Consider the following 17,129-nt stretch of genomic DNA (forward strand, 5'->3'; position numbering starts at 1 on the left):
CGGGAAGTTTCAGCCCAGATCGACGGAAAAGGCCGATCCGTTCCGCTTCATCTGGAAGCGGTTTTCGGCAACGGCCGACGCCCAGGCGGCGGACTTCGCGAACCCGCCGAAGGTGAACAGGTGCAGGCCGGTGATGCGCGACAGCGGGTCGGCGACGAGGGCTTCCGCGAGCGGGGCGATGACGTCGTCGGGCGCGCGTTCGGACGCCAGCTTGGTCAGCTTCAGGCCGCTCTTTGCCGCAAACCCGGCGGAGGCCCGCACGCCGCACATGGCGGCGAACTTGATCAGCGTTGCCGGCTTGGTCGGGCCGGCGAGGCCGACGCGGATCGGCAGCGTGTTGCCGGCGTCGCGCATTTCGCGCTCCCAGGCGAGGATGGTGCGGGCGGAGAAGGAGAACTGCGTGACGATCTCGACCGCGATACCGGTTTCGCGCGCGAAGGTGTTCTTCATCAGCAGGAAGTCGCGGGCGACGTCGCTCGGGATCGCCGGGTTCGGCTCGGGATGGCCGGCGACGAAGGCACGCTCGATGCCGTGGCGCTCCAGCAACCCGCTCTCCAGCACGTCGAGGCTGTTGGCGAACGGCCCGGCGGGCATCCCGGGATCGCCGGCGATGATCAGCACGTCGCGCACATCGGCGCATTCGCGCAGCCGGGCGAGCGTGTCGTCGAGTTCGGAGAAGCCGGACAGGCGGCGGGCGGCGAGATGCGGAACAGGGCGCATGCCGTCCTGGGCAAGCCGGACGGCGAGCGGAATGGTGTCGGCGAGCGAGGCGCCCGGCAGCAGCGGCAGGAACACTTCCGTGCCGGCGGTCATGATGTCGGAAAAGAACGGGATCTTGGCGGCGGCGACCGGCGCCAGTTCGAAAGACGATGACGCCGCCAACTGGCGGATCATGTCCTGCTGTGTCGGCTGGTAGGCAAGCTGGCCGGCGAGGTCGGCGGGCATTGCGGTGTCAAGAAGAGCGGTCTTCAGTTCCATGACCTGATATCCGGCTGGCGCGGCATCTGGCGCGATCCAAAGCATGATCGGTCCGGAACAACCGCCGATCTCCGGAAAATCTACGAGTTTTTTTGCGTTCTATTTTGTCTGGCTGCGACGTTGAGCGACGTGGCCAGACAATTCTCTTTGCAGGGCACTGGAAAACCGGCCCATCAGGAGCGTCGGCGGCGCGTTCGCGTGCGCGGTTCGCCGGCTTCCTTCGGCGGCGATACCAGCGGCCCGATGCGTGCGACGATGCTGTCCTGATCCGGCCGCGGGCGGTCGGCGCCCTCATTGGTGAGATACTCGTCGAGGGCGACGCGCATCGCCGCGACATGTTCCGGCGAGGTGCCGCAGCAGCCGCCGATGATGCGGGCGCCGGAGTCGGCGGCAAGCCGCACATAGTCGGCCATCAGTTCCGGCGTGCCGGAATAGACGATGTTTTCACCCTCGAAATGCGGCACGCCGCAATTGGCCTTGGCGATGACGATCGCTTGCGGGTCGGCTTCGGTCATGGCGAGCACCGAGACCAGCAGATCGGAGGCGCCGACGCCGCAATTGGCGCCGAAGGCGGCCGGGTGCGGCTCGAGCGTTTCGGCGAGCGTGTCGAGCGCGGCTGGCGCTAGCCCCATCATGGTGCGGCCAGCGGTGTCGAAACTTGCCGTCAGCGTATAGGGCATGCCGCAACGGGTGGCGGCTGCGGCTGCGGCGCGCATTTCTTCCGGCGCCGACATGGTCTCGATCCAGACGATATCGACGCCGCCGGCGGCAAGGCCTTCAATCTGTTCGGCGAAGGCGTCGACCGCGCCGTCATAGGAAAGGGAGCCAAGCGGTTCGAACAATTCGCCGGTCGGGCCGACCGAGCCGGCAACCACGACCGGGCGGCCTGCGGCTTCAGCCTCGGCGCGGGCGAGACGGGCGGCCTGTTCGTTGAGATCGACGACGCGATCTTCCAGTCCGTGCAGCTTCAACCGGTGGCGGTTGGCGCCGAAGGTGTTGGTGAGGATGATGTCGGAGCCCGCCTCGACAAAGGCGCGGTGCAGGGCGAGCACTTTCTCCGGCGCCTCGACGTTCCAGACGTCGGGCGCTTCGCCGGCTTCCAGCCCCATGGCGAAGAAGTTGGTGCCGGTGGCGCCGTCGGCCAAGAGGATGCGGCGTTCGGCAAGCAGGGTTTCGAAGAGAGACATGACGGCCTCGCAAGAAAATACGCGAGGGCAGGAACGTCCTGCCCTCGTCTCATATATGAACTGATTGCCCGGCGAGCGAGGGGATTAGCTCCGCAGGCGGGCGTTTTCCGGGTCGAACGGGCTCTCGGGAATGACCGTCGTCTTGTAGAGCTCGCCGAGGATCTTGATCTGCAGTTCGGTGCCTTCGGCGGACAGCGCCGGCGGCACCATGGCGAGCGCCAGCGACTTGCCGAGACGCCAGCCATAGCCGCCCGAGGTGGCGCGGCCGACGAGCTTGCCGTCGTGATAGATCGGTTCCGAGCCGCGCGGGTCGACGTCGGTGATGCCGTGCACTTCCATGGTGACGAACTGCCATTTCGGACCGGCTTCCTTGTCGGCCACCAGCGCGTCGCGGCCGATGAAGTCGTCCTTGTCGAGCCGCACGAAACGGTCGAGTCCGGAATCGAAGGCGGTGTATTCGATCGACAATTCGCGCGGGATCAGGCGGTAGGACTTCTCAAGGCGCATGGAATCCATGGCGCGGATGCCGAACGGCTTGATGTCGAATTCGGCGCCGGCCTCCATGACGAGGTCGAAGATGGTGTTCTGCATCTCGATCGGGTGATGCAGTTCGAAGCCGAGTTCGCCGACGAAATTGACGCGCAGCGTCTTGGCCTGGGCGTGTCCGATGCTGATCGTCTTGCCCGACAGCCACGGGAAGGCGCCGTGCGACAGATCGGTGTCGGTCAGCTTCTGCAACAGTTCGCGCGACCGCGGGCCGGCGATGACCAGCACGCCGTATTGCGAGGTGGTGCGGTGCATGCGCACCGAGCCGTCTGCCGGCAGCGCCTTTTCCAGATAGTCGTGATCGTGGCGCTCGAAGGCACCGGCCGAGACCAGGTAGTAGCGGTTCGGGGCTTCCTTGTAGATGGTGAACTCGGCACGCACGCCGCCGCGGCTCGTCAGCATGTGGCAGAGACCGACGCGGCCGACCTTCTTCGGAATGCGGTTGGCAACGAGACTTTCGAGCCAGGCTTCGGCGCCCGGGCCGACGATCTCGCATTTGGCGAAGGCCGACATGTCGAGAATGCCGACCTTTTCATGAACGTGGCGGCATTCGGCGCCGACGAATTCGAAGTAGTTCGAGCGGCGGAACGACCAGCGTTCGCGCACCTTGCCGGTGTGGTCGGCGGGGGCGTGATTGTGGTTGGTAATGACGTCGTCGACGTCGAGTTCCTCGGCCGGCACTTCGTAGCCTTCCGGCGCGAACCAGTTCGGCCGCTCCCAGCCATAGACGGAGCCGAACACGGCGCCAAGCGCTGCCATGCGGTCGTAGCAGGGTGCGCGTTTCAGCGGGCGGGCGGCGCTGCGTTCCTCGTCCGGGTAGTGCAGCGTGAAGACGTTGCGGTAGGCCTCTTCGTTCTTCTGGCGCAGATAGCCGCGCGCGGCGTAGGGGCCGAAGCGGCGCGGGTCGACGCCCATCATGTCGATGGAGGGCTCGCCCTCGACGATCCATTCGGCAAGCTGCCAGCCGGCGCCGCCGGCCGCCGTGATGCCGAACGAGTGGCCTTCATTGATCCAGAAATTCTTCAGGTCCCAGGCCGGGCCGATGATCGGCGAGCCGTCCGGCGTGTAGCAGATGGCGCCGTTGTAGACTTCCTTGACGCCGACCTCGCCGAAGGCCGGCACGCGGGCCATCGCCGTCTCGATGTGCGGGGCGAGGCGGTCGAGGTCTTCCTGGAACAGCTCGTATTCGCAATCCTCGGCCGGGCCGTCGACGTAGCAGCAGGGCGCGCCGACCTCGTAGGGGCCAAGCAGCAGGCCGCCATTTTCCTCGCGCATGTACCAGGAGGAATCGGATTCGCGCAGGACGCCCATTTCCGGCAGGCCCTGTTCCTGGCGCTTGAGGATTTCGGGGTGCGGCTCGGTGACGATGAACTGGTGCTCGACCTGGATCACCGGGATGTCGAGGCCGACCATCTCGCCGGTCTGGCGGGCGAAGTTGCCGGTTGCCGTCACGACATGCTCGCAGGTGATGTCGCCCTTGTCGGTGTGAACGACCCATTCGCCGTTCGGCTGCTGCTCGATGCCGGTGACGGTGGTGAAGCGGTAGATCTCGGCGCCGCCGTTGCGCGCGCCGCGGGCCAGCGCCTGGGTCAGGTCGGCAGGCTGGATGTAGCCGTCGCGCGGGTGCTGGATGGCGCCCAAAAGATCATCGGTCTCGCACAGCGGCCAGATTTCCTTGATCTCGTCGGGGGTGAGGAATTTGACGTCGACGCCGATGGTCTCGGCGACGCCGGCATAATAGTGGTACTCGTCCATCCGGGTCTTGGTTCGGGCGAGGCGGATATTGGAGACCTGCGAGAGGCCGGCGTTCATGCCGGTTTCCTCGCCGAGCGTCTCGTAGAGCGCGACCGAGTATTTATGGATCTGGCCGACCGAGTAGCTCATGTTGAACAGCGGCAGCAGACCGGCGGCATGCCAGGTCTAGCCGGAGGTCAGTTCCTTGCGTTCGATCAGGACGACGTCGGACCACCCCTTCTTGGTGAGGTGATAGAGCGTCGAGACGCCGACGACACCGCCGCCGATGACGACGACCCGCGCATGGGATTTCATGACTTCCACTCCCTGTCCGAATTCTGCTGATCGGCGGCCCGGTTCCGCGATGTTCGGGTTCCGCGATCTTTGGCCAAAAATGCCCGCCAATCCTACCGCTCGCTGATCAAATTGCGACCTTCGAGGGGTTGATGGCGACATGGCTTTGTGACGCGGCCCGACGCGGTGCGCCGATTGCCGGGTGCAAAGGAAAGATTGGCAGGTATGCGGAACGGGAAGAAGCGGGAAAACCCGGCCGGCACCGGGGGGCGACGATATGATGCCGGCCGGGTCCGAAGCGAAAGACGAAGGTTATCCGCCCTCGCGTCGAGAGGCTCCCGGAGTGGCGGCGCGCCGTCGTGGCGGCACCGCCGTGGGAATTCTGTGAAGAGGTGACCCGACCGGCACCGGGGGGCGACGATAAAGATGCCGGCCGGGTCCGAGGCGAAAGACGAAGGTTATCCGCCATCGCGTCGAAAGGTTCCCGGGATCGGCGGCACGCAATCGGTGAGGCGCCGCCGTGGGAATTCGTTGAAGAGGTGACCCGACCGGCACCGGGGGGCGACGATATGATGCCGGCCGGGTCCGAAGCGAAAGACGAAGGGTATCCGCCCTCGCATCGTTGGTATTCTTGGTCGCCGGCTCTTACTGGAACCAGCAGGTCTTCTTCATCACCACGATCTCGTTGCCGTAGCGGTCGTAGGCCGGGGTCTCGAGGTTCTGGCAGACGCGGTGGCGGGTCTGACCCGGGGCAACGCCGCCCTCGAGGACCGGGCCGCCGGTCTCTTCGTCATCGAGCATGCGCTGCACGTCGAGGAATTTGTCGTTGTACTTGCCGGCATAGGCCGAGCCCGAGGCGAGGGTGGTGGTCGCGATCGCCAAAGCGATGGCGGCGAAGGTGGCTTTCTTGAACATTGCCTTGCTCCTTGAATGTCGCCGGCGCCCCAGCGCCGTTTCCGTTGTTGATGATTGAAGATTAGAACGGCCGCCGGAATGCCGTTGTGATGCGCATCACATTTTGTTCGCTTGCTCGAAAAGCCCTGAAAAACAAATATGATTCGCAGATGGCCGCCATTTTTCTCCCCTATGGGAAGATGCTAGAAAGCTACGCAGTTTTCCGCATACTCTATTTGCGGTATGCGGCCCGGCAGGGCGCGCGCGGGCGCCCGTTGCTCTGGACTGGAATGGAGGCGGGCGGTGTGTGCCTCCCACAGGCGCGAAGGAGAGATCGGACATGACCGGACCGGAATGCCGTTTCACGCAGCGGGTCGGAACCGACGCCGACGATGCGCGGCTCGATGGAGCCGCGTTTCACAGGAATCGCGAGCCGATCGGCGATGCTGTGGCCGATGCGCTCGGCGGCCGCAGCGGCGATGTGCTCGAGATCGGCAGTGGCACCGGCCAGCATGTCGTGGCGCTGGCCGAGCGCTTTTCCGCCAACACATGGTGGCCGACCGACTATGAGCCGAAGCACGTGGAGAGCGTCGAGGCGTGGCGGCTTCATGCGGGCCTCGACAATATCCGTCAGGCGGTGCAGCTCGATGCGGCGGCCGAGCACTGGGCGGCGGGGCCAGGGGCCGAAACGGAGGCGGCAGGTGGGGCGGTCGAGGGCGATCTCGCCGGCATCCTCGTCGTCAATGTGCTGCACATTTCGCCGTTTGTGGTGACGCGCGGCATCACGGCGGGTGCCGGGCGTCGGCTGGCGCCGGGCGGGAGGCTGATGATCTACGGGCCGTTCATGCGCGACGGCCATCATACCGCCGACAGCAACCGCCGCTTCGACCAGTCGCTGAAAAGCCAGAACCCGGCCTGGGGGCTGCGCGACACCGGTGTCGTCACCGTGATTGCGCAGGCAGCCGGCCTTGCGCTCGTCGATATCGTGCAGATGCCGTCGAACAATCTTTTCCTCGTCTTCGAAAAGGCCGCGAAACAAGCATAGGGGGGTCGCGCAATTGGCGGTTGCCGGACGGGCCTTGCCCCTGTAGACGGGCTTATGACCGATCCGACTTCGTCCCTCCTGTCACGCCTCGTTCCCGTGGTCTTCGTCCTGTTGTGGTCGACGGGCTATATCGGCGCGCGCATGGGGGCGCCTTGGTCTGAGCCGCTCTCCTTCCTCACTGTCCGCTTCGGCATCGTCGTCATTCTCATGGCTATCGTTGCTGCGGTGCTGCGCGCACCCTGGCCGCAAAGCCGGGCAGCCGCGTTTCATGCGGTCGTGGTCGGCGTGCTCGTGCACGGCTGCTATCTCGGCGGCGTCTTCTGGGGCATCGACCGGGGTATGCCGGCGGGCGTCGCGGCGCTGATCGTCGGCCTGCAACCGCTGTTGACGGCCTTTGCCGCGGGACCGGTGCTCGGCGAGAAGATCGGCGCCAAGGAGTGGATCGGGCTTGCAATCGGTCTTGTCGGCGTGTCGCTCGTGCTGGCGCCGAAGCTGAACGTCGCCGACGCCGGTATTTCTGTTGGCACCATCGTTCCCGTGCTGATCGGCACGGTGTCGATCACGCTTGGCACGCTCTATCAGAAGCGTTTCGCGACCGGCATCGATCTGCGCACTGGCGCGGTGCTGCAATATGTCGGCGGCGTTTCGGTCGTCGGCATCGGTGCGCTGATCTTCGAGAATTTCGAGATAACCTGGACGACGGAGTTCATCATCGCGCTCGCCTGGCTGGTGCTGGTTCTGTCGATCGGCGCGATCACGCTGTTAATGATGCTGATCCGCAAGGGCGCGGTGTCGCGCGTCGCTTCGCTGTTCTATCTGGTGCCGGTGCTGACCGCACTGGTCGCCTGGGGTCTGTTCGGCGAAACGCTCAACTGGATCCAGATCGCCGGCATGGCGGTGACGACTGTGGCGGTCGCCGTCGTCGCGCGGGCGCCGAAGGCCGGCTAGTCCTTCTTTTCGATACCTCTATCCTCATCCTGGCTCATGGTCGGATCGAGCGTCGGGCCGGCAGTGGCTTCCGCGTCCGGGATTTCTTTCGCGTTCTGCCAGTCGATGCGGCGAATGCCGGCACGCACCGCCCGGTAACGCAGGATGGCGGCGTTCAGTTCGCCGCCGAGGATGAACAGGGCGGCCACCAGATACAGGAACACCAGCGCGGTCATGGCGCCGGCGAGGCCGGCATAGGTCGAGACGTAGTTGGCGAAGGTCTCGAGATAGGCACCGAAAACCGCGCCAGCGATCAGCCACAGCACCAGCGTTGCCAGAATGCCTGGCCACAGCTGGGTGATGGGGCGCCGCCCGGCCGGCAGAAAGCCGTGGCTGACAAACAGGCCGACAAGCAGGATGACGCTGGCTGCGCCGATCCGCACCAGGGTGAACTTGCCGGCGAAGGGGGCGAGCCAGGGCATCCATTTCACCGCCGTCGCCCAGCCGAGCGGGGCCAGCACGACGAGGAAGGCGAGCGCGAGCACGCCGCCGGCGCCGAGCAGTACGAAGATGATGCTCTGGGTACGCAGCAGGAAGACCGAGCGGGTTTCCTTCATGCGGTAGGCGCGGTTGAGCGCGGTGCGCAGCGCCTCGACGCCGTTCGAGGCGAACCAGATGGCGAGCAGGATACCGACGGTGAGAAGGTCGCCGCGCGGCACGGTCAGCACGGTGTGGATCTCGGTCGCCAGCGACAGTGCGATGCGTTCGGGCAGGGTTTCGAGCAGGATGCGCGCGACTTCCTCGGCAAGCTCGGTGGTGCCCATCGTCATGGCGGCGAGCGCGGAGACGAAGATCAGGAACGGGAACATCGCCATCAGCGAGGTCAGCGCGACGTGGCTCGCAATCGCCCAGCCGTCGTCATTATAGAAATGGCCGAACGCGTCGGCGAGGATACGTCGCGCCGCGACATAGGCTCGCATGGCCATCGCCGTTTTCCCTCCCCGCGGGTCAAATCACCCCTTCAGGCGCCAGCTTACCTCATTTTCACAAAGCTGAATGCGTCCAAAGGCGGATTGCGCCAAACAGGCAATTTGCCAAAGTGTGCACCGCATCATAAACCATCGATAGAACAGCTTTGTCGCAAGTCCGGGGATGAAATGTCATGAGTGCCGCTGAAACCGAAACCGTTCTCGATGCCGCCACGCTGGGCGCCCGCGCCGAAAGCGCCGTTGCCGCGCTCACGGTGCTTCTGGACAAGGCGCGCTCAGCCATTGCCGCGCGGGTCCGCGTCGATGGTCGGATTTCAAGCCGCAAGGTCGAGGAAGAGCAGCGCGCCACACACGGCCTTGCCTGGTTCGCGACCTATGTGGAATCGCTGAAGGAAATGCGCGGCTATGTCGACCGGTTGGCCGACCATGGCGTTTACGGTGAGATCGAGGCGCTGATCGTCGAGATCGCCTTTGGCGAATATCTGGCGCAGTGCATCGGCGGCATTCCGATGAGCCAGGGCGAAATCGTGCGCCCGTCCGACATCGGTCTTGGCGCGGAGGACGTCACGTCGCTGGCCGGCAACGAGGCGGTCGTGTGGTTCCTCGACAATGGCAACACGCCGGCGAAGCGCGCCCGCCTGGTCGAGCTGATGCAGCACACCGAAGGTTCGACGACCATCGGCAACGCCGCGCTCGACGAGACCTTCGAGGCGTTCCGTGAGGAAATGCGCCGCTTCGCCGAGGCCGAAGTGCTGCCGCATGCCCATGAATGGCATCTGAAGAACGACTACATCCCGCTCGACGTAGTCGCCAAGATGGCCGAACTCGGCGTCTTCGGCCTGACGATCCCGGAGGAATATGGCGGCCTCGGCCTGCCGAAGGAATCCATGTGCGTGGTCTCGGAAGAGTTGAGCCGGGCCTATATCGGTGTCGGCTCGCTCGGCACGCGTTCCGAAATCGCGGCCGAGTTGATCCTCGGCGGCGGTACGGAAGAGCAGAAGCAGAAATGGCTGCCGCTGATCGCGTCGGGCGAAGTGCTGCCGACGGCGGTGTTCACCGAGCCGAACACCGGCTCCGACCTCGCCAGCCTGAAGACCCGTGCGGTCAAGGATGGCGACGTCTACAAGGTGACCGGCAACAAGACCTGGATCACCCATCCGGTCCGCGCCGACCTGATGACGCTTTTGGTGCGCACCAATCCGGACGAGCCCGGCTACAAGGGCCTCTCCATGCTCTTGGCCGAAAAGCCGCGCGGCGACGACGAGACCCCGTTCCCGGCCGACGGCATGTCGGGCGGCGAGATCGAGGTGCTCGGCTATCGCGGCATGAAGGAATTCGAGATCGGCTTCGACGGCTTCGAGGTGAAGGGCGAAAACCTGCTCGGCGGCGAGGAAGGCCAGGGCTTCAAGCAGCTCATGCAGACGTTTGAATCGGCCCGCATCCAGACCGCGGCGCGCGCCACCGGCGTAGCCCAGTCGGCGCTCGATCTCGGCCTGCGTTATGCGCAGGAGCGCATCCAGTTCGGCAAGCCGCTGATCTCGTTCCCGCGCGTTGCCGACAAGCTGGCGATGATGGCGGTGGAAGTCATGATCGCCCGCCAGATGACCTATTTCTCGGCGCGCGAGAAGGATTCCGGTCTGCGCTGCGACCTCGAGGCCGGCATGGCCAAGCTGCTTGGCGCCCGCATCGCCTGGGCGAATGCCGACAACGCGCTGCAGATCCACGGCGGCAACGGCTTCGCGCTCGAATATCCGATCAGCCGCGTCCTGTGCGACGCCCGCATCCTCAACATCTTCGAGGGCGCGGCGGAAATTCAGGCGCAGGTCATCGCGCGGCGCTTGCTGGAAACGGCCGCGTAGGGGCTGGCTGAGGAGGCGCACCCTTCTATTGCGGGTGGTCGGCAAGGGGCGGTCTTCGCGCGCTCCTGGCGCGCAACTCCCCATCGTCATCCTCCGGCTTGACCGGAGGATCGTCCTCCATTGCGCACGGGCGCTGTAAATTGCAGCGCCCTTCGCGGCTATTAATGCCAACCCACCACTGCCTACCTCGTTGTGGCCCGATCCTCCGGTCAAGCCGGAGGATGACGGGAGATGGTGGTGAGGCGCCGGCATCCTCACCCCTCCGTCGTCATGCCGGACAAGCGGCGACGCCGCGGGATCCGGCATCCATTGGCCGTGGCGCTGCGAAAATACGGTTGTGAGTGGGGCGGTGACGCGCGCCGCCACGGGGGGTGCCTCTCCGAAAGGGGCAATAGACCCCGGGTCAAGCCCGGGGTGTCGGGGAGCGGAGGGGGCTGCGGCACTGCGCTTTGTAAACCTCGCCGAAGAAAGGTCCGCGATCTCTATGGGTTTATCCGGCGCGACGGCGTGCCGGCTTATGCTGCGGTGCGAAGCGGCGTAGACTCCGCCGCGAACAGTCGCGTCGAAGGGTGACCCCATCATGGTCCGCAACAAGCAGGGTTTCCGCTCGCTGGTGGCGTTTCTCGTCACCTGGGCGTTCGTCGTCCTGACCGTCACCGGCATCGTGCTTTACATCGTGCCGCAGGGGCGGATCGCCTATTGGACGCATTGGGTGCTGGCCGGACTCGAAAAGGAAGAGTGGGCGGCGGTCCACATGATCTTCGGCGGGTTGTTCATCGCGACCGGCGTCTTGCACCTCTATTTCAACTGGAAGCCGTTCAAGAAGTACCTCGCCGAGCGGGTGAAAGGGCATCTGGAGTTCTCCCGCGAGGTCTATCTGTCGTTGGCGATCACGGTGGCGCTGATTGCGCTGACGGTTTTCAACCTGCCGCCGGCAAGCTGGGTGCTCGATCTCAATACGATCGCCAAGGACGCCTGGGTGACGAAGGATCTCGAGCCGCCGTTCGGCCATGCCGAGGAGTTCTCGCTCGCCGGCCTGTCGAAGCGGATGGACATCGATGTCGACAAGGCGATGGCGGCGCTGAAGGAAAAGGGCATTGCCTTTGCGGGGCCGAACGAGTCGCTGGAGAAGATCGCGCGGGCGAACGGCATCACGCCGAAGGACATCTATGCGGTGATGCGGGTGTTCGAGGAACAGCCGGCGCCGGTTGGCGATGCGGCGCTGACGGGCGCGGACGTCGAGGCGCGGTTTGCCGGCAAGGGCGTCGGACGCAAGTCGCTTGCCGAGGTGTCCGTGATGACCGGCGTTGCACTCGAGACGGCGATTGCCCGGCTGAAGGCGAACGACATCGCGGCCAAAGCAGAGGACACCATGCGCGGGCTTGCCGAGGCGAACGGGACAAGCCCGATCGACGTCATGAAGGTGATCCTGATCGACGGGCACACGCTTTGACGCGGCGTCTCTGATACGGTGCCTTGTCCGGCTTTCGGGATGGCGCCATGACGCATGCTGGGTGAGGCGAAATCGCATTCCTCGCGGGGTGGCTTTGCTCCTATAGTCGGCGCTTCATCCTTCTCGCGAGTTCCTCGTCATGCCCATCCTCGATCCCGTCACCTCATCGGAAAAGCTGCCGTCCTCGGTCGACGTCGCCATTGTCGGCGGCGGCATCGTCGGCGCGGCCGCGGCCTACTATCTGGCGCGCGCAGGCGTGCCCGTGGCGCTGTTCGAGAAAGGCGAGATCGGCGGCGAGCAATCGAGCCGCAACTGGGGTTTCGTTCGCAGCCAGGGGCGCGACCCGCGCGAGATCCCGTTGATGCTTGCCTCGCTCGATCTGTGGCGTGGGCTCAATGCCGAGATCGGCATGGAGACGGGGTTCCGGCAGTCGGGCATTCTCTATCTCGCCGACACGGACGCGAAGCTTGCCGAATTCGAGGCCTGGCTGAAGGTCGGCAAGGGCTTTCCGATCGAGACGCGGTTGCTTGGTGCGAAAGAAGCGGCCGACCTCATTCCCGGCGCGACGCAGCGTTTCGCCGGCGGGCTGTACACGCCGAGCGACGGGCGGGCCGAACCCTCGATGGCAGCACCGGCGCTGGCCCGCGCGGCGCAGGCAAACGGCGGTGGCGTTTTTACCAATTGCGCGGTGCGCGGCGTCGAGACATCTGCCGGGCGGGTGTCCGGCGTCGTCACGGAAAAAGGCACGGTCAAGGCGTCGACCGTGGTGGTTGCCGGTGGGGCGTGGTCGTCGCTTTTCGTGCGCCGGCTCGGGCTTCGCCTGCCGCAATTGAAGGTGCTCGGTTCGGTGATGCGCACCGCGCCGCTGCCGGAGGTCTATGGCGGTGGCGTCTGGGGGCCCGGGTTCTCGTTCCGCCGTCGGCTCGATGGCGGCTATTCGCTGGCGCCGAGCCACGCCGAACTGGTCGAGATCGTGCCGGACAGTTTCCGTTTCTTCTTCGATTTCCTGCCCGGTCTGAAAAGTGAGATCGGCAGCATGCATCTGCGCTTGCGCGGCTCGTTCCTCAAGGAGCTCGGCTGGACCCTGTCGGGCGGCACCGACCGGCCCGGCCCCTATGAGGCGGTCAGGACCTACGATCCGGCGCCGGAAGCGGCCTGGCTCAAAAGCCTCGCGGAGAAACTGGCGCGCGCTCATCCGGCGTTCAAGGAGATGCAGATCGTCGAGCGCTGGGCCGGTGGCATCGACGTGACGCCGGACGCGGTGCCGGTGATCGGGCCGGTCGACAGCATTCCGGGTCTCATTCTGGCGACAGGCTTTTCCGGCCATGGCTTCGGCATCGGGCCGGGCGCGGGGCATCTGGTGGCGGATATCGCGCGCGGGGCGACGCCACTGGTCGATCCGGCGCCGTTTTCCTGGACCCGATTCATCGACGGCAGCAAGCTCGCGCCGTTTGCGGCGGTGTGAGTGTTCATTGACTGTTAACCTGACAAAATGGCAAATACTTGCGGAATCTGCATGACATTTTGTCACTGGTTCAGGAATGCCTAACCATGCTTGGATAGCCGGAATCCAAAATACGGATTTATTTCCGTTTTATTGAGAAAAATCATTGCCTGTCTAAGCAGATAAGCTAGCGATAGGGCAATGTTTTCAGGATGGGGACGGAGAGCATGGAGTCAGAACAGACGGTCAATCCGATCGAGGGCGCCGATACCGCGGCGACCGCGGAAGAACGTGCGCCGGAGCAGGACGTGACGGCGGCGAGCGAGATCGAGGCAGCGGTGGAGTCGATCGCCAAGGAGGTCGATGCGGCGCCGAAGAAGGCGAAACCCTCGAAGAAGAAGAACGGCAAGAAAGCCGAGGAGCCCGGCGTGGCTACCCATCAGCTTGCCGAGATGCGTCACGATCCGTACGAGATCCAGCGCATCTTCGAGACGGGCGAATATCCGTACAAGACCAAGATGCGGCGTGAGCCGTACGAGAAGCAGAAGGCCGCGCTGCAGGTCGAGCTGCTCAAGGTGCAGCGCTGGGTCGAAGAGACCAACCAGAAGATCGTGCTCCTGTTCGAAGGCCGTGACGCGGCCGGCAAGGGCGGTACGATCAAGCGCTACATGGAGCACCTCAATCCGCGTGCCGCGCGCGTCGTTGCGCTGCCCAAGCCGACCGATCGCGAAAAGACCCAGTGGTATTTCCAGCGCTATATCGAGCATCTGCCGGCCGACGGCGAAATCGTGATGTTCGACCGCTCCTGGTACAACCGGGCGGGCGTCGAACGGGTCATGGGTTTCTGCACGCCGAACGAATATCTCGAGTTCATGCGCACCTGCCCGGATCTGGAGCGGATGCTGGTCCGCTCGGGCATTCGCATGTTCAAATACTGGTTCTCGGTCACGCAGGAAGAGCAGCGCCGCCGCTTCACCTCGCGCGAGCATGATCCGCTGAAGCAGTGGAAGCTGTCGCCGGTGGACAAGGCCTCGCTCGACAAGTGGTCAGACTACACCGAGGCCAAGGAAGCGATGTTCTTCTACACCGACACCGCCGATGCGCCGTGGACGGTGATCAAGTCGAACGACAAGAAGCGCGCGCGGCTGAACTGCATGCAGCACTTCCTGTCGACCCTGCCCTATCCGAACAAGGACTACTCCGTTGTTCGTGGGCCGGATCCGCTGATTGTCGGTTCGAGCGCCCATGTGATTGGCGGCGACGACCACATTCTCGGCAAGACGCTGCATCCGGAAAAGAAGCGCTAGGCGTCTTCCCGGAGTGACGACATTCGAAGCCGGCCGTGCAGCGATGCGCGGCCGGTTTTGCTTTCTCTTGGCGGCAAAGGGGGGTATTCCCGAGGGACGGCGACGGTTTTACTCCGTCGTTCAATGAAAACAGATGCGACGTCCGTGTCGCGCCGGGAGGTCCGCTATGCTGTCTGCTGTTGCGCTTGCGCGTGAAATCGAAACCGGGGCTGCAACCGCTGCCGACATCATCGACCGCTGCAAGGCAGCCATCGACGACCAGGAGTCGCTGATCGGAGCGTTCGAAACGCTGGACCTCGACGCCGCGCGGTTCAACGCGGAAAAGGCCGAGGGTCCGCTCTTCGGCCTGCCGGTCGGCGTCAAGGACATCATCGACACCGCGGATTTGCCGACGCGCAGCGGTTCGCCGATCTATCTGCAGAACCAGCCGGCAACCGACGCGGCGATCGTGTCGCTGGTGAAGCGCGCCGGCGGCGTGGTCGCCGGCAAGACGGTGACCACCGAATTCGCCTTTTTCCAGCCGGGCAAGACGCGCAATCCGCGTGTTCCCGGGCATACGCCGGGCGGCTCGTCGTCGGGCTCGGCGGCTGCGGTGGCAGCCGGCATGCTGCCGCTTGCCATCGGTACCCAGACCGGCGGCTCAGTGATTAGGCCGGCGAGTTTTTGCGGCGTTGCCGGCTACAAGCCGACCTTCACCATGCTGCCGACGGTCGGCATGAAGACGTTCTCCTGGACCCTCGATACGATGGGTCTGTTCGGGGCGGGCGTTGCCGACGCGGCGTTCTTTGCCGCGGCGCTGACCGGCCGCGATCTGCGCGTCGACGGGACCGAGCTGAAGGCGCCGCGGATCGGTATCGCCCAGACCCATATCTGGCACGAGGCCTCCGGCGAGATGCGGGTGGCTGTCGAGACGGCGGCGCGGCTGGCGGAAAAGGCCGGCGCGAGTATCCGCGAAGTCACGCTGGCGCGGTCGTTCTCCGATGCTTTTGCCGCGCATCAGACGATCCAGGACTACGAGGTCAATCAGGCGCTCGCCTTCGAGCGCGACCGGCACGGCGAAGCGCTCAGCCTCATCCTGCGCGACACGCTCGATGCCGGCCGGGCGATTGCGCCGGAAGATTACGATCACGCGCTGGCGCAGGCCGGCAAGGGGCGGCACGCCCTCGGCGAAGCCTTCGCCGATGTCGACGTGCTGCTGACGCCGTCTGCACCGGGCGCGGCGCCGGAAGGCCTCGCCTCGACCGGCTCGTCGATTTTCAACCGGCTGTGGACGTTGATGGGAACGCCGACGGTCAATGTGCCGGGCCTTGCCAACGGTCGGGGACTGCCGCTTGGGGTGCAGATCGTCGCGCCGCGCGGCAAGGACCGCCGCGCTCTTGAAGCGGCTGCCTGGCTCGAAGGGGTTCTGGCCGGCGCGCCGGCCATCTGAGTCGGCCGGCTTTCACCGCTTCAAGCGCACAAATAAAGATGCCCGGCATAGATGCCGGGCATCGCTGTTCAAGGAGTGCGGTGCGCCCTCAATAGTAAGGCGAGATGCACGGTTTCCGCGGCCCTTCAAAGGGCTGATAGCTGTTGTCCGAGGCGCGATAGGATTTGTACTTGTTCTCGCACCAGCGGTAATGCTCGGCGCTCAGCCCTTTCGGCTGGGCGGCATAGTTGCCGCCGATGATTACTGCGCTGAGGCCGAACGCGGCCAGCGGGTACCAGTAGCCATTGTGATAGCGGTAGCCGGGCTTCTGGTAGGGGTAGCCGGGATAGCCGCCATAGTAGGGCGGTTTGCCGGGCCTGCCCGGTTTCCCAGGCTTTCCTGGTTTGCCATAGCCGGGTTTGCCCGGTTTTCCGGGCCTGCCCGCACCCGGCCGTCCCGACGGTGGCCGCTTGCGGACCTGCCGCGTCGGCGTGCCCCGGCGGAGCTGAACTTTCTCGATGGATGATTGCGTCACGCTCTCCGGCGCCGGCGCCGTGAAGGTCGCGGCCGCGGTCGGTGCGATCAGGCTGGCGAGGAAGAGGGCGGCGGTGGCAGAGGCGGTTAGAGGTCGACGTGTCATGTGTCCTTGTCCTCCCGATCAGGTTCGCAAATGCCCCTTGCGGTTGTCCTTACTTATGTGGTCTCGCATCGTGACGAAAACACGTTCGTTTGGTTCAAATTCAATTCTAGGCATGTCCTGCAGGCTTCCCGCTATTTCGCAGTGTGTCCATGCGTGCCGTCAATCGGACGGCTCGATTGCGCCGCTGCTTCGCGTTTTGTCGCAAACGGATCGCTCTGATTTGCCGTGAGGGCGGCGATGAACCCTTCGCGGCGAATATCGTGACGAGTTGTCCGGCCGACATGCGTTGGATCATTGTTGCAGCGCAAAACTTCGGGTATCGTGGTTGCGTTCAAGAGCGATCCCGGCTTGGAGCGGCGTCCTCTCACCGCTTCTTTCGTTTGTTTGCTTTTTGTATTGCGTCCGAGTTTGCGGACAGCCGGTG

The 17,129-nt window shown here is 64.8% G+C and carries 12 protein-coding genes and 1 pseudogene; 7 read left to right on the forward strand and 6 right to left on the reverse strand.

Going from position 1 to position 17,129, the window contains the following annotated elements; all coding sequences use genetic code 11:
* Window positions 1–9: 9 nt before the first annotated feature.
* The 4 genes and pseudogenes from C0606_09850 to C0606_09865 all read right to left on the reverse strand — a co-directional run bounded on the left by C0606_09850 (window position 10) and on the right by C0606_09865 (window position 5,654).
* Complete coding sequence (locus C0606_09850; protein ID PLX38493.1) at window positions 10–978, reverse strand: metFprotein; 969 nt, start codon at window positions 976–978, stop codon at window positions 10–12.
* A gap of 173 nt (window positions 979–1,151) precedes the next feature.
* Window positions 1,152–2,165 carry a methionine synthase I gene (locus C0606_09855; GenBank protein PLX38494.1) on the reverse strand — a complete coding sequence of 338 codons (1,014 nt, stop codon included), beginning with the start codon at window positions 2,163–2,165 and terminating at the stop codon, window positions 1,152–1,154.
* An 84-nt stretch (window positions 2,166–2,249) separates the two neighbouring features.
* A pseudogene (locus C0606_09860) lies at window positions 2,250–4,760 on the reverse strand (dimethylglycine dehydrogenase).
* A gap of 624 nt (window positions 4,761–5,384) precedes the next feature.
* Window positions 5,385–5,654, reverse strand: coding sequence for a hypothetical protein (locus C0606_09865; GenBank protein PLX38495.1), 270 nt, complete (start codon window positions 5,652–5,654; stop codon window positions 5,385–5,387).
* A 319-nt stretch (window positions 5,655–5,973) separates the two neighbouring features.
* On the opposite strand from C0606_09865, the gene C0606_09870 reads away from it, so the two are divergent.
* Together C0606_09870 and C0606_09875 are read left to right on the forward strand one after the other, a co-directional pair.
* Window positions 5,974–6,678 carry an SAM-dependent methyltransferase gene (locus C0606_09870; protein PLX38496.1) on the forward strand — a complete coding sequence of 235 codons (705 nt, stop codon included), beginning with the start codon at window positions 5,974–5,976 and terminating at the stop codon, window positions 6,676–6,678.
* Window positions 6,679–6,732: 54 nt separating this feature from the next.
* Complete coding sequence (locus tag C0606_09875; GenBank protein ID PLX38497.1) at window positions 6,733–7,626, forward strand: hypothetical protein; 894 nt, start codon at window positions 6,733–6,735, stop codon at window positions 7,624–7,626.
* On the opposite strand, the gene C0606_09880 is transcribed toward C0606_09875, so the two are convergent.
* Window positions 7,623–8,585, reverse strand: a complete 963-nt coding sequence (locus C0606_09880; protein ID PLX38781.1) for a hypothetical protein — start codon at window positions 8,583–8,585, stop codon at window positions 7,623–7,625. The genes C0606_09875 and C0606_09880 overlap by 4 nt on opposite strands.
* Window positions 8,586–8,767: 182 nt before the next feature.
* On the opposite strand from C0606_09880, the gene C0606_09885 reads away from it, so the two are divergent.
* The 5 genes from C0606_09885 (at window position 8,768) to C0606_09905 (ending at window position 16,086) form a co-directional block, all read left to right on the forward strand.
* Entirely contained in the window at window positions 8,768–10,453 is a 1,686-nt protein-coding gene (locus C0606_09885) for an acyl-CoA dehydrogenase (GenBank protein PLX38498.1), read from the forward strand.
* Window positions 10,454–11,033: 580 nt separating this feature from the next.
* Window positions 11,034–11,906 (forward strand): hypothetical protein, encoded by an 873-nt coding sequence (locus tag C0606_09890; protein ID PLX38499.1) that lies wholly within the window; start codon window positions 11,034–11,036, stop codon window positions 11,904–11,906.
* Window positions 11,907–12,045: 139 nt separating this feature from the next.
* Window positions 12,046–13,371 (forward strand): D-amino-acid oxidase, encoded by a 1,326-nt coding sequence (locus C0606_09895; protein PLX38500.1) that lies wholly within the window; start codon window positions 12,046–12,048, stop codon window positions 13,369–13,371.
* Window positions 13,372–13,577: 206 nt separating this feature from the next.
* Entirely contained in the window at window positions 13,578–14,657 is a 1,080-nt protein-coding gene (gene ppk2, locus C0606_09900) for a polyphosphate kinase 2 (GenBank protein PLX38501.1), read from the forward strand.
* 133 nt (window positions 14,658–14,790) lie between these two features.
* Window positions 14,791–16,086, forward strand: a complete 1,296-nt coding sequence (locus tag C0606_09905; protein PLX38502.1) for an amidase — start codon at window positions 14,791–14,793, stop codon at window positions 16,084–16,086.
* Between the two features lie 88 nt (window positions 16,087–16,174).
* On the opposite strand, the gene C0606_09910 is transcribed toward C0606_09905, so the two are convergent.
* The gene (locus C0606_09910) at window positions 16,175–16,705 is read right to left on the reverse strand and encodes a BA14K family protein (GenBank protein ID PLX38503.1); all 531 of its coding nucleotides are present in this window, start codon (window positions 16,703–16,705) and stop codon (window positions 16,175–16,177) included.
* Window positions 16,706–17,129: the final 424 nt, after the last annotated feature.

The sequence above is a fragment of the Hyphomicrobiales bacterium genome (assembly GCA_002869065.1).
Taxonomy (GTDB): domain Bacteria; phylum Pseudomonadota; class Alphaproteobacteria; order Rhizobiales; family Rhodobiaceae; genus Rhodobium.

What these genes read in the sequence shown, in the direction of transcription:
- C0606_09910 (PLX38503.1), bottom strand. Translation starts at nt 16,705, where the DNA reads ATGACACGTCGACCTCTAACCGCCTCTGCCACCGCCGCCCTCTTCCTC.
- C0606_09890 (PLX38499.1), top strand. Translation starts at nt 11,034, where the DNA reads ATGGTCCGCAACAAGCAGGGTTTCCGCTCGCTGGTGGCGTTTCTCGTC.
- C0606_09905 (PLX38502.1), top strand. Translation starts at nt 14,791, where the DNA reads ATGCGACGTCCGTGTCGCGCCGGGAGGTCCGCTATGCTGTCTGCTGTT.
- C0606_09895 (PLX38500.1), top strand. Translation starts at nt 12,046, where the DNA reads ATGCCCATCCTCGATCCCGTCACCTCATCGGAAAAGCTGCCGTCCTCG.
- C0606_09875 (PLX38497.1), top strand. Translation starts at nt 6,733, where the DNA reads ATGACCGATCCGACTTCGTCCCTCCTGTCACGCCTCGTTCCCGTGGTC.
- C0606_09850 (PLX38493.1), bottom strand. Translation starts at nt 978, where the DNA reads ATGGAACTGAAGACCGCTCTTCTTGACACCGCAATGCCCGCCGACCTC.
- C0606_09870 (PLX38496.1), top strand. Translation starts at nt 5,974, where the DNA reads ATGACCGGACCGGAATGCCGTTTCACGCAGCGGGTCGGAACCGACGCC.
- C0606_09865 (PLX38495.1), bottom strand. Translation starts at nt 5,654, where the DNA reads ATGTTCAAGAAAGCCACCTTCGCCGCCATCGCTTTGGCGATCGCGACC.
- C0606_09855 (PLX38494.1), bottom strand. Translation starts at nt 2,165, where the DNA reads ATGTCTCTCTTCGAAACCCTGCTTGCCGAACGCCGCATCCTCTTGGCC.
- ppk2 (PLX38501.1), top strand. Translation starts at nt 13,578, where the DNA reads ATGGAGTCAGAACAGACGGTCAATCCGATCGAGGGCGCCGATACCGCG.
- C0606_09885 (PLX38498.1), top strand. Translation starts at nt 8,768, where the DNA reads ATGAGTGCCGCTGAAACCGAAACCGTTCTCGATGCCGCCACGCTGGGC.
- C0606_09880 (PLX38781.1), bottom strand. Translation starts at nt 8,585, where the DNA reads ATGCGAGCCTATGTCGCGGCGCGACGTATCCTCGCCGACGCGTTCGGC.